The sequence below is a fragment of the Deinococcus betulae genome, from assembly GCF_020166395.1.
Taxonomy (GTDB): Bacteria; Deinococcota; Deinococci; order Deinococcales; family Deinococcaceae; genus Deinococcus; species Deinococcus betulae.
The window spans coordinates 39532-51476 of sequence record NZ_JAIQXU010000003.1 but is presented as its reverse complement, the minus strand read 5'-3'; the positions used below and the strand labels follow the sequence as shown (position 1 = coordinate 51476).

At 68.0% G+C, this 11945-nt stretch carries 11 protein-coding genes and 1 pseudogene; 2 read left to right on the top strand and 10 right to left on the bottom strand.

Going from position 1 to position 11945, the window contains the following annotated elements; all coding sequences use genetic code 11:
• Positions 1 to 103: 103 nt before the first annotated feature.
• From pdxY to K7W42_RS03710, 3 genes are all read right to left on the bottom strand, one after another.
• Positions 104 to 1000: a pyridoxal kinase PdxY gene (pdxY, locus tag K7W42_RS03720; RefSeq protein WP_369411315.1), complete on the bottom strand. Its 897-nt coding sequence runs from the start codon at positions 998 to 1000 to the stop codon at positions 104 to 106.
• A 162-nt stretch (positions 1001 to 1162) separates the two neighbouring features.
• Entirely contained in the window at positions 1163 to 2686 is a 1524-nt protein-coding gene (locus K7W42_RS03715) for a Ppx/GppA phosphatase family protein (protein WP_224572402.1), read from the bottom strand.
• A gap of 505 nt (positions 2687 to 3191) precedes the next feature.
• Positions 3192 to 4238, bottom strand: a complete 1047-nt coding sequence (locus tag K7W42_RS03710) for a GNAT family N-acetyltransferase (RefSeq protein WP_224572400.1) — start codon at positions 4236 to 4238, stop codon at positions 3192 to 3194.
• Positions 4239 to 4455: 217 nt separating this feature from the next.
• On the opposite strand from K7W42_RS03710, the gene K7W42_RS03705 reads away from it, so the two are divergent.
• The gene (locus K7W42_RS03705) at positions 4456 to 5010 is read left to right on the top strand and encodes an endonuclease dU (protein WP_224572398.1); all 555 of its coding nucleotides are present in this window, start codon (positions 4456 to 4458) and stop codon (positions 5008 to 5010) included.
• Here K7W42_RS03705 and K7W42_RS03700 read toward each other — a convergent pair.
• From K7W42_RS03700 to K7W42_RS03690, 3 genes and pseudogenes are all read right to left on the bottom strand, one after another.
• Complete coding sequence (locus tag K7W42_RS03700) at positions 5007 to 5471, bottom strand: hypothetical protein (RefSeq protein WP_224572396.1); 465 nt, start codon at positions 5469 to 5471, stop codon at positions 5007 to 5009. The two genes, K7W42_RS03705 and K7W42_RS03700, sit on opposite strands and share 4 nt — an antisense overlap.
• A gap of 48 nt (positions 5472 to 5519) precedes the next feature.
• Positions 5520 to 5588 (bottom strand): annotated as a pseudogene (locus K7W42_RS23185) (hypothetical protein); the annotation flags it as partial.
• Between the two features lie 47 nt (positions 5589 to 5635).
• Complete coding sequence (locus tag K7W42_RS03690; RefSeq protein ID WP_224572395.1) at positions 5636 to 5866, bottom strand: hypothetical protein; 231 nt, start codon at positions 5864 to 5866, stop codon at positions 5636 to 5638.
• Between the two features lie 160 nt (positions 5867 to 6026).
• Between K7W42_RS03690 and K7W42_RS03685 the strand changes: the two genes are divergently transcribed.
• A complete protein-coding gene (locus K7W42_RS03685) occupies positions 6027 to 7121 on the top strand; it encodes a DUF4384 domain-containing protein (RefSeq protein ID WP_224572393.1) in 1095 nt (364 codons plus the stop codon).
• A gap of 265 nt (positions 7122 to 7386) precedes the next feature.
• Here the strand turns inward: K7W42_RS03685 and K7W42_RS03680 are convergent, their stop codons facing one another.
• From K7W42_RS03680 to K7W42_RS03665, 4 genes are all read right to left on the bottom strand, one after another.
• On the bottom strand, positions 7387 to 9108 hold the full coding sequence (locus K7W42_RS03680; RefSeq protein WP_224572391.1) for a M3 family oligoendopeptidase: 1722 nt from the start codon (positions 9106 to 9108) through the stop codon (positions 7387 to 7389).
• A 122-nt stretch (positions 9109 to 9230) separates the two neighbouring features.
• On the bottom strand, positions 9231 to 10097 hold the full coding sequence (locus tag K7W42_RS03675) for a PSP1 domain-containing protein (protein ID WP_224572389.1): 867 nt from the start codon (positions 10095 to 10097) through the stop codon (positions 9231 to 9233).
• A gap of 331 nt (positions 10098 to 10428) precedes the next feature.
• Positions 10429 to 10806, bottom strand: coding sequence for a RidA family protein (locus K7W42_RS03670; RefSeq protein ID WP_224572387.1), 378 nt, complete (start codon positions 10804 to 10806; stop codon positions 10429 to 10431).
• Positions 10807 to 10836: 30 nt separating this feature from the next.
• Positions 10837 to 11904, bottom strand: coding sequence for a PP2C family protein-serine/threonine phosphatase (locus tag K7W42_RS03665; protein ID WP_224572384.1), 1068 nt, complete (start codon positions 11902 to 11904; stop codon positions 10837 to 10839).
• Between the last annotated feature and the right edge of the window lie 41 nt (positions 11905 to 11945).

Genomic DNA, 11945 nt, shown 5'->3' with positions numbered 1-11945 from the left:
GACGCGCCTCACAATTGCGGGTGGTGCAAGCCACGCGGCGCTGGAATTCAAGGGGTCAGTGAGAAGGACAGACGAGAGTCCATCAGTGACACGTCTGCGGCCTTTACCCCACCTGTTGCGTCTCGAACACCCGCGCGGGCCGCACAAAATCGTCCTGCGACGCCACCAGCTGAATCTCGCGGGTCCCGGCCAGGTGGGTGCGCTGCAACAGGGCGTACAGGGCGCTCATGGCGAGGCTCAGGGCCTGGGCCGGCTGGCCTGTCTTCAGGTAATGTCCAAAGAACAGGGCGGCAATGGCGTCGCCAGTCCCGTTGCGCGGCGGGTCCAAGGGCAGCAGCGGCGTGCGGCACAGCCAGGCCCCCTCATCGGCCACAACCAGGGTTTCAATGCTGGCCTCGGGGGCGCCGCTGCGCACCAGGCTGGTGACCAGCACCAGACGCGGGCCGCCGGGGCGCATGCGTTCCCGCAGGCTTCGCGCGGCGCCCAGCGCCTGCTCCAGCGTTTCTACGCTCTGTCCGGTCAGCAGTTCCAGCTCGAACTGGTTGGGGGTCAGCAGGTCTGCCTCGGGCACGGCCTGGGCGGCAATCAGGTCCGGCAGTTCGGGGCGCACAAATACGCCGCGGCCCACATCGCCCATCACGGGGTCGCAGGCGTACAGCGCCGCCGGGTTGGCTGCCCGCACCCGGCGCACGGCGTCCACCACCGCCGCCACCGTGCCTTCACTGCCCATGTAGCCGCTCAGGACGGCGTGGCAGGTGTCCAGGGCGCCGCGCGCCTCCATGCCGTCAATCAGTTCGGCCACCTGTTCGGGGGGAAAGACGCTGCCGGTCCAGGCGCCGTAGCCGGTGTGGTTGGAAAACTGCACCGTATGAATGGCCCAGACCTCAAAGCCCAGGCGCTGCAGGGGAAATACGGCCGCCGCGTTGCCCACATGGCCGTAACTGACCCACGACTGAATAGAGAGGATGTTCTGGGGAAGGTTCTGCGGCCCTGGCGTCATGCTGCTCAGCATAATCAGGATTGTGGCCCTGGCCTCCCAACGGTTTGGCCGGTCGCTTGGTCCTCTTCAGGTTTGCCGGCTGCACGCCCATTTTCTGCCTCGCAGCTGTTCTGTTCGGCCTGAACCGTACTCATCATCGGTTCAGACCGAGGCTCCGGCTCTTTAAGCCAGGGCGTGCAGCGTCAGGGGCCCGAAAGCCCGCGCCCAGACATCGGCCTTGTCGCGCGCGCCCTCCAGGTCCAGCGGCGTGGCGCCGCGCAGCGTCAGGTGCCAGCCGCCGCCCCGGCGCTCTAACCTTTCAATCTGGATGCCACCGGAGTGGGCGCGGTCCAGGCCGTCAGCCACGCGCAGGACGGCCACCAGCTGCGTCAGGCGGGTCTGCTCGGCCCCGCTCAGGGCCGCAAATTCGGGGTGTGAGGCTTTGGGGGCACTTTTACGGTGGTAGCGCGCCAGCAGGGCAATCCACTCGATTTCACGCGGGGTAAAACCGCGCAGTTCAGCGTGGCGAATCAGGTAGGCGCTGTGTTTATGGTGGGCACTCTGGGCCACAATCTGCCCCACCTCATGCAGCGCCCCAGCGGCGGTCAGGAGGCTGCGGGCCTCGGCCGCCGGTCCAACGTCCACGCCCGCGGCCCCCAGCTGCCCCAGCAGTTCACGCGCCAGGGCCGCCACCTGCCGCGCGTGCGACAGGTTGGCGCCAAAGCGTTCGGCGGCGCCCAGCACGCTGCGCTGCCGGGCGCTGATCGAGGACTGGTAGGCGCGCAGCCGGGTCAGTTCCTCGGTCAGCATGCCTTCGCGCAGGGCGCCCTCGCTGACGGTAAAGTCGGTGGCCCCCAGCAGGGTCAGGGCCGCGTGCAGGGTGGCCAGGCCCGCCACTGCCGTATCGGCGCGCCGCTCAAAGCCAGGCACGCGCGCCCGCGCCGCCGCGCGCAGCCCACGCAGGTCGCCCAGCAGCCCTTCCAGTTCAGTGACCGTGCAGTGGGCGCCGTTGACGCTGGCCGCCTCCTCGCCCCGGCGGGTCAGAAGGGCCAGGGCCGCCGCTTCGGCTGTGCCACTGGACAGCACAAAGCGGGTGCCGGGCCGCGCGGCAAAGCGCGCCGCGTGGGGCCGCAGGGCGGCGCGCACCGCCTCCTGCAGCGCCGTGACCTCCTTGCGCCCTGGCGACTCGGCGGGCACGAAGGCCCGCGTCATGCGGATGGCGCCCAGCGGCAGGCTCAGCACGTCGCGCGCCCTGGCCTGGTCGCCGCGCACAAATTCCAGGCTGCCGCCCCCCAGGTCCAGCAGGACGTTGTCGTCGGCCAGCTCGACCGCGTGGGCCGCGCCCAGATAGGTCAGTTCGCCTTCCCGCTCGCCGCTGATGATGGCCGGGTAGACCCCGGTGCGCGCCAGCATGCGCGAAGCGACCGCCGCGCCGTTGGGTGCCTCGCGCAGCGCACTGGTGGCGGACACATGCACCTCGGGAACGCCCGCCGCCGCCGCCAGCGCCCGGAAGCGGGTCAGCGCCGAGGCCAGGCGGTCCTCGCCCTCGGGGGTCAGATGGCCCTGGGCGTCCAGGCATTCGCCCAGCCGCGTACGGTCTTTCAGGGCGTCCAGCACCCGGTAGCCGCCCACATCGCCGGCTGTGACCGCCTCGGCAATCAGCAGGTGGCTGGAATTGGTCCCCACATCGGCCACCGCGACCCTCATGGCTTGTTCCTGTACGCCGTCATGCGGTGCAGGGTAGCGCGGCCGGGGCGCGGTGATTGACCAGGCGAGGTTCGGCGCAGCGGCAAGTGCTCCTCAGTGTGCAGGCACGGAGAAGTGGCGCATCCCCTCTCTGACATGGCTAAATACCCCACCGCTTTAGAGAGTTGTTTAAGAGGGCGTCCGCCTGAACGGCACACGCTGCGGAACAGCCCGTTTGGCCAACATCACGCGGTTGTGCGCGCTCATACAGCGGCTCCAGAGTCACTGGAGTCTGCGCCGACGGCGCTTGACTGCGGGGCTCTGACCACCCCGCGCCGCCACGTTCATCCCTGTTTGGGATGGTGACTTGATCTTGCGCGCTGCTGTGCCAGCCTCTCCGGGTCAGGGCGCTTGAGGATAATTCTCAAGCGCCCTGAGGACTCGCGTCCACAGCGACTGCTCGTTCCGTTGAGGGGCGTTTTCGGCCTCTCAAGCCCACAGCCCTATTTCGCTCTGGTGTCTGCCTTCAGTTCAGTTTCAATTGCCACTCGGTAAATGTTGACCAGGGCGCAAAGCCCAGTTTGACATTGATCCCCAGCATGGCGGCGTTCTCCTTAGCGTTGTTGGTCTGGACCCAGCGCGCGCCCTCGCAGTGGGCGCAGATGTGGTCCAGCATGGCCGCCTTGACCCACTTGCCCAGCCCCTGCCCACGCGCGTCGGGCCGCACGGCAGTCGCGCCCTGAAAGACCGGGCCCTGGCGCTCGGGCATCCAGAACACCTCGCTGTAGGCGACGAGCTCCCCGGTTCGGGTGTCCTCGACGGCCATCAGGGTGCGGATCTCGCCAGATTCCTCAATCATGGCGTCCCAGGCGCGAATCATCTCGGGGGTGATGGTCCAGTCGTCCTGTTCCAGGTCACCCTTGGGCGCCGTATTCATGACCATCATCATCTGCGCGGCGCGCTCAAGATAGTCGTCGGGGACCGTCAGCCAGACGTGCAGGCGGTAAGGGTCGCTTTCGGGCCGCACCTGCCACTCGCGCAGCAGGTCCTGGTCCAGGCCGGCCAGGGGCAGGCGGCTCTGGCGCATGGGCAGCGCGGCCTGGGCTCCCAAGGTCTGGGCATAGGCCTCGCCGGCGGGCACGCGGCTGGTGGTGCCAAACGTCACTACGGTGCGGCCCAGGCGCGCGGCCTGGTCGCGCAGCGCGGCGCCCACCGCGCGGCCCAGCCCACGCTGCCGCCAGTCTGGGGCGACCAGCAGCCGGGCGTGCGCCATGTGGGTGTTCTGCTCGGTGTCGTATTCCAGGGTGCCCCAGGCGACGGCGCGCGCGCCCTGCCACACCACCAGGTGGGATTTGCGTTCGGTGGGCAGCTGATGGGTCAGGCCCAGCGCCTCTTTTTCGGGCACCAGCGGCGGGTCGTCGGGGTTGGCGAAGGCAAAGCCCTCGGCCAGCAGGCGGCCCACCGCCAGGCGCTTTTCTGGGGCAGCGGTGTGCGGGTCAAAGGGACTGACCGGCAGCGGGCCGGCGGCAGGGTCGGTCTGGGCCATCTCAGCCTGGTCAGGAACAGAGGTCATGCTGGCAGTGTGAACCTCGCCGGTCCGTCCCACATGCGCCGGATGGCGGAGGGGCGTGCTTAAGGCTGTGCCCTGGTCTCTGGAGTTCCCTGTGCTCATGTCGCGCTTAGTTGTCTTGGGCTGACGGGAGAGCTGTACACGACTCACCCTCAGCGCGGTGGCCCGGCCAGAGGAAGAGGCGGCCGGCCGCTGACCAGCCACCCTCTACACTGGGCGGGTGCTGTCCTGTGCCATCGGCTTTGACGACGCGCCCTTTGAGCGGGCGCACCGGGGCAATGTGGCGGTGGTGGGTACCGTATATGCCCGCCGCACCCTGCACGCGGTGCTGCGCGGCCAGGTGCGGCGCGACGGCCAGAACAGCACCGCCGAACTGGCCCGCCTGGCAGGGCAGACCACGCAGGCTGTGCAACTCATTCTGTTGCAGGGCATTGCGCTGGCCGGCTTTAACGTCGTGAACATCCACGCGCTGCACGCCCAGACGGGCCTGCCCGTGCTGGTGGTGGCGCGCCGCGCGCCCGACCTGGACCGGATGCGCGCCGCCCTGCTGACCCAGGTGCCGGGTGGCGCCCGCAAATGGCGGTTGGTGCAGGCCGCCGGGCCGATGGAGCCGTGCGGCGGCGTGTTCGTCCAGCGCGCCGGTCTGAGTGTGCAGCAGGCGCAGGCAGCGCTGGCAACCCTGACCGTCACCGGGCACATTCCAGAACCCCTGCGCGCCGCCCATCTGGTCGCCCGTGCCATAGCGCAGGGGCACAGCCGGGGCGGCCGGGCCTAGCGGTAGAACGCAGGCAGTTTTAGGCGCAGCTGAAGTTCCAGCACACTGGCCTGTTCCTGCTGCTCGGCACTCAGCTGCCGCTCGATCTCCAGCCACAGGCTGCTCTTGATAAACACCACGTCACGCCACATGTCGGTGTTGGCAATTCTGGCCCAGGCGTAGGCCGCCACCAGGTCAGTCTCGCCGCCCGTTCCCCTGAGATAGGCCTGCGCTAGGTCGGTCATGGCCTGCTGGTCGCCCGCCACTGCCTGGGCTTCCAGGCGCGCGCGCAGGTCACCGGGCTGGGCGGCCGGCCCTGGGACTGCTAACACCGCTGACGACAGGGGTGGGGGGCGGTCCGGCAGCGCCACCACCGGGGCGTCGGCCCGCTTCAAGCGGCCTGCAAGAATGTCAGCTTCGCTGGCCCAGATCTGCGCCTGGGCCGCGTCGCGGGGACTGCCCAGCCTGTCTCTCAGCAGCATACTCAAATCCTGGGCGGCCAGTCCACTGCCCTCGATGACTGCTTCCCGCAGCCAGTACCGGGCCAGCGTGAGGTTCTGCAGCGTGATCTTGCCGTCCCAATAGGCCGCGCCCAGCAGCAGCTGCGCGGCCCCGAAGTCCTTCTCGGCGGCTGGCCGGTACAGGGTCAGCGCGCCAGATCCTCATAGACCTGCTCGGTGATGTACCCCATCTCGAACAGCGCTTCGGCGTCGCCGGCCGCCGCCAGGGGCCGCAGCTGGAACAGCGCCGTGTCATAGTCCCACGCCGCGAGGGCCTGGCGCGCTTTGGGCCACCCGGCCTGGGCGGTGCCCAGCAGCGCGGCGCCGCACAGCAGCAGCGAGCAGGTCAGCCGGCCCGTTCGTCCCCTGAAGGTCATGCTCCAGTGTGCGCCACCGTCAGCCTGTCATGTGGGTTGCCCCCACTGGCAGGAGGCGGTCGCCGCGCAGGGGGCCCTGTGCCGGTCAGCCGCCCAACTGTGAATGCTTCCATCAGGTGCCATCAGCGCACGGTCATACGCGCGCGGCACACTGCCTGGCATGAAAGCGAACCTGACTGCCCTGCTGGCCCTCGGCACCGCCGCCACCCTGAGTGTGGCGGGCGCCCAGGCCAAAATCAGCGCCCAGAGCATCATCGTGAACCCCACTCAGCCAGACCTTCAGGTCAGCGTGCGGGTGAGCAAGGACACCAGCGGCACCCAGAACCCTGCCTACCGCGTGGGCGAGGCCATTACCGTGAGCGCCACCGTGAACCGGGACGCTTACGTGTACCTGTTTAACGTGAACCCCGACGGCAGCGTGGACCAGATTCTGCCCAACCGCCTGAGCGGCGAGAACTTCGTCAAGGCCAACACCACCAAGAGCTTCCCGGCGGCCGGCGACAACTTCACATACAGCGTGGAAGGCCCCATCGGGCAGAACAAGGTGCTGGCGCTAGCCAGCCTCACGCCCCTGAACCTCGACCAGGTCAGCTCGTTTAAGACCGCGCAGGATCAGTTTGCGACCGTCTCCACTCAGGGCGGTCAGGCCGGACTGGCGCAGGCCCTGAGCATTGTGGTGAACCCCCTGCCCCAGAACAGCTGGGTCAGCGACACCGCCTTCTACACCGTGGCCGCACAGAACCCGGTCAGCACCGGCAGCCTGTTTGTGGGCACCAACGTGAACAATGCCACCGTGACCCTCAATGGGCAGCGGCTGGGCGGCGCCAACGTTACCTACAACAACCTGCGTGCGGGCACCTATCCTGTGCGCGTTCAGGCCCCCGGTTTCTCGGATTACACCACCACGGTGGCCATCCGGGCCGGCGGCACGACCAATCTGAACGTGGAGTTTGCCCAGCCCCTGGCGGCGGTGCCGGCCCCCGTGAACACCGGTAGCCCCGTGCTGGACTTTATCGGCAACCTGCTGGGCGCCATTGCAGGCACCACCCTGCAAGACCCCGCCCGCAGCGCCTACGACCAGAAGGTGCGTGAACTCCAGACCGACGGCTACGCCCTGCAACAGACCCGCACGACGGGCAGCGGCTACAGCGGTACCCTGGTGCGCGGCAGCAGCACCGTGACCCTGAATGTAGACCGGGGCGCCAACCGCACCGTGCGCGTCAACGTCAACGAAACCACCACCTACCGCTACTAAACGGCAGCAAGCAGCGGCGGCCCCTGGGTGTCTTCAGGGGCCGCCGCTTTGTCTTTGTGGATCTGTCAGGTCCGTTTCGGTGCCTGAACAGATCAACCGGAAGCTGATTTATGCGGATTCTGCTTCACTGCAGCATAGCCGGCAAGGCACCATCTACGCTTTTAGATCGCAAAACCCGCGTATTTTCCTGCTCGCTCTGCTGCGCCGCTTTCCAAGTCCGCTCGGATTTCATCAAGCATTCTGCCCGATTCAATCGGAGTCCGTATTACGCCTGCATCTGCTCCTGCACGAAGCTCATCAGGCCCCTGATGTATTCCCGGTCAAAGCGGAAGTCAACGCTCGCTGCGCGGTACAGCTCGGGGATACTGACGGTGCTGCCCAGGCGCAGGCTGGCCTTGTAGGCATTCAGCGCGCCCTGGGGGTCAGTCTGGGCGCCGCGCCACACGCCCACTGCGGCCAGGTAGCACATGGCGTATTCGATGTAATAAAAGGGCACCTGGAAGATGTGGTAATACTGCCAGCCTTTGGCCCGGATCGTCTCGTCCAGGCCGTCCCAGTTGACGAACGGGTGGAAGGTGCGGTCGAGTTCCAGCCACTTGGCGTCCAGATCGGCAACCGTGACGTGCTCGCCGGCCTCGGCATAGAGCCAGTGCTGGAACGCGTCCATCTGCGCGGCCCACGGCAGGAAGGCGATAACGCCCTGAAGCTGCTTCTCGCGGTAGCGGGCCAGCTCATCCGGGGTAAACACATGACCCAGGTGATCCAGCGTCAGGAACTCCATCGCCATGCTGGGGATCTCCACAAACTCGATGGGACTCCAGCGGTTCATGCCCAGCGGCTGGGCGTCGCCGCTGTAAAAGCCGTGGAAGGCGTGCCCCACCTCGTGAAACAGCACGCGCACGTCCTCGGCGGTGCCCACCACGTTCATCAAGACAAAGGGTTCATTGGTGGTGGGAAAGTACGAGCAGTAAGCGTGAGTCATCTTGCCTGGGCGTGATTCGAGGTCCAGCAGGCCACTGACGCGCATCTGGGCAAAGCGGTCCGCCAGGTCGGCGTCCAGCTCTTCAAAGGCCGTCTGGGCCAGGGCCTCAAGCTGCGCGCCGGTTTTAAACGGCGTCAGGGGCGCGCGGGCCTGGTCGTCCAGCAGGTTGTTGCGGTTGTAGTCCCAGGGGCGCAGGGTGTCCAGGCCCAGGCGGCCAGCAATCTGGGCGGTCATGGCGCCGACCAGCGGCACCACCTCGTCGCGCACCGCCTCGTGAAAGGCGCGGCAGTCGGCGGGCGCATAGTCCACCCGGTCCAGCTCTTTCCAGCGCAGGTCGCGGTAGTTGGCCTGGTCGGCGTTGTGGGCCAGTGCCCGGCGGGTGGTCAGCAGGTCCAGCATCACCGCGTCCAGGTCGGGGGCCAGGGCGGCGTTGCTGGCCGCCAGCGCCCGCCACGCGGCTTCGCGGCGCTCGCGGTCGGGGTTGTCCAGCAGCTGCTTGGCCTGCGGAATGGTCAACTCCTCGCTGCCCAGCGTCACCGTCTGGTTGCCAGTTAGCACGGAATGCCGGTTCTTCTGCTCCTCATGCGTCACGCCCAGGGTCACGTTGGCTTCGCGGAACAGGGCCGCCTCTTCTTTCAGGCGGCGGTAAAGCTGGGCCACGTCGGGGGCCGGCACGTATCCGGGCACGGCCAGCAGTTTCTGGGTCATGGCGTTCTGGGCGCGTTCCCACTGCGGACTGACCTCACTGATAAAAGCCTGTTTGCGCGCCTGAATGTCCTTGCTGGCCGTGTTCAGGTCGGCGCGAACCGACAGTTTGGCGCTCACGTCGGCCAGTTCGCTGCCCAGCGCGTTCCAGTCGGCCAGCCACGCGGGCACCTCGCGGGCGTCCAGGGGCCGCTCCAGCAGCGCCTCAAAGCGCGGGGCGTAGGTGGTCCAGGCGCTCGCTGCCGGAGACACGGTCAATTTGGTTTCAGTGGCGCGGCGGTCAGGGGCAGAAGCCGTCATGCCGCGAGTGTACTCCGCGCTGGTGGCGGGTGTCCGGGCCGGTGGTCAACTGGCCGGATGGCGGGAGCGTCCAGCTGAGCGGCGCGGCCCAGCTGAAGCGGCCAGTCCAACTGCTGGCCTTTTTATGAGGGCGTGGAGCGGGGCGGCTTGGCCGGACGGGGGCCCCGTCCCGTGTCGGGCTGGGCCTTCAGCTCGGCCTCGGTCATGCGGCGCAGGCTGGCGGCCGGCACGTTCTGGAGCAGGCCCTGGTCGGTGGCCACATCTACGGTGCCGGCCAGAGGATGCAGTTTGGTGACCTTGCCGCAGGCCCCCGAGCCTTCGTGGCACACGCGGGCGTTCTTGCGCGGCAGGTCCTTGAGCAGGTCGAGGTACTGGGTGTGCTCAAACTGCAAGCAGCACAGCAGGCGCCCGCAGGGTCCCGAGAGCTTTTCGGGGTTCAGCGGCAGCTGCTGGTCGCGCGCCATACGGATGCTGACGGGCGCAAAGTCTTGCAGATGCGTCGAGGAGCAGTTCTCGCGGCCACACGCCCCCAGGGTGCCGATCATCTGCGCCTGCTCGCGCGGGCCCACCGCCGCAAAATTCACGCGGGCGCGGGTGTGGGCCCGTACCTCACCGATCAGGCCGGTGAGTTCAATGCGCTCGTCGGCGCTGTAGCTGACGGTGACCAGGCTCTCGTCCAGTGTGAACTCGACGGCCACCACCTTGACCGGCAAGCCGCGCTGCCGGGCGCGGGCACGCAGCAGCCATTTCAGGTCCTCGCCCGCGCGGTGCAGGTCTTCCCAGTGGGTCAGGTCCTCGGGGGTGGCCGCGCGCAGCACGGCGCCGTAGCGCTCCTGCGGCTGGGGATCGCGGCCCTCGCCGCGCACGGTGGCCACCTCGGGGCCGCGCTTGCCCTGCACCACCACGCGCGTGCCGGCCGGATACGCCGTCTCGCTCAGCATGGCGTGAAGGCGGGGGCTGCGCTCAAAGCGGATGGGCAAGACGACCATTGCCGCTCAAGATGTCACGCCTGGCCGGGGGCCGTCGAGACCAGAGGCACAAAGGGAGCGGGGTGGCAGCGGTGTGCAGGCCTGGGGCTGCGCAAGAGCATGTTTGCCAGGGTTCGCGTACCTGTATGTTTCCGCAAGCAGGGTCTAGGCAGAGATAGGATTTTCCGGTTCGTTGACACTCAAAAGGGACAGCATTCAGGCCAGACAAGGTCGGTATGTTCGCTCAGCCGATTACCCCGGCGCCACGCCGAGTTGTGGCCTTGTATTGCGCTCCATAAACAGGCTGGGCGAACATGCACTGTCCGCCCAGCCAGGAAAAAAGCTGCTCTGGCTAGTGGCGCTCGGCCAGCACTTCGATTTCCACGCGCACGTCGCGCGGCAGCCGGGCCACCTGCACCGTGCTGCGGGCCGGGTAGGGTGCGCGGAAATGGGTCTCATACACGGCGTTCATGGCGGCGAACTCGTTCATGTCCGCCAGAAACACAGTGGTCTTGACCACGCGGTCCAGGTCGGTGCCTGCGGCTGCCAGAACAGCCTTCAGGTTGGCAATCACCTGTTCGGTCTGCTCGGTAATGCCGCCTGCCACCAAGTCGCCTGCGGGCGTCAAGGGAATCTGGCCGCTGGTGACGACCAGGTTGCCAAAGGTAACTGCCTGACTGTAGGGGCCAATGGCGGCGGGGGCTTGGACCGTTTCGATAATTTCTTTCATTCCCAGCAGCATACCTGCGCGGCTGCGGCGTCAGGCGCGGGTCTCTGTAACCGCGCTGCTGTCGGTCGCCGGAGGCTGGCCCAGGCCGGGCAGCACAGCGCTGGGCGGCCGCAGCGGCGCCGGCGGCCGGCGCATCAGGCGCTGGCCCACCAGCAGCACCAGCAGCAGCACCGTGCCGATCAGGCCAATCGGCACGCGGCGCTCGGGGACCAGCATGATGCCCAGCAGCGTGAAATAGGCCAGCATCAGCAGAATGTAGCTATGCAGGCTGCTGCCGCGCTGGGCACTGAGCAGCGTGTCCACATACACCGGGCCGTCGTCACGGCGCGGCGGCAGCGCGTAAGACGGCGCGCGTCCCGGCCGCTGAAGATCCACAATCAGCGCCGTGATGTTGTCCGGCCCGCCCCCGTCGTTGGCGGCGTTGATGAGCAGCCGGGCGGTGGCTTCGGGGGGCAGGGGCCGCGCCAGGATGGTCAGCAGGTCCTGGTCGGTCACCACAGCGCTCAGGCCGTCGCTGCACAGCAGCAGGCGGTCACCAGCCTGCACTTCCAGTCCATACAGCTCCAGGCGCACCCGTTCCTCGCCTCCCAGGGCGTTGCTGACCACACTGCGCCACTGGTGGTCACGGGCCTCGTCTTCGGTCATATGGCCCAGCCGCACCTGCTCGGCCACCCACGAGTGGTCTTCGGTCAGGCGGTGCAACTGCCCGCCGCGCAGCAGGTACGCCCGCGAGTCCCCCACATGCGCCAGCAGCGCTGCGCCCCGGTCAATCAGGGCAGCCAGCAGCGTGGTGCCCATGCCCACGTATTCCCCGACTGCGTGGCGCAGCACCGTCACATTGGCGGCCTGCACCGCCCCGGCCAGGCGGGCCGGTGGGGTGCCGCGCGCGTCCAGATAGGCCTGGCTGAGGGCGTCCAGGGCCAGATTGGCGGCCAGTTCGCCGGCTGCGTGGCCGCCCATGCCGTCGGCAACCGCATACAGCCCGCCCTGCGGCAGGTCCAGCGCCAGCGCCGCGTCCTGGTTGACGCCGCCCTGGCGCTGACGGCCCACATCGGTCAGCAGACCAGATGTCAGCACGGGCGTCGCGGGGGCGCGCATGAGACCAATATAAGCCACCTTCCGGCCAGGGTCAGATGAGG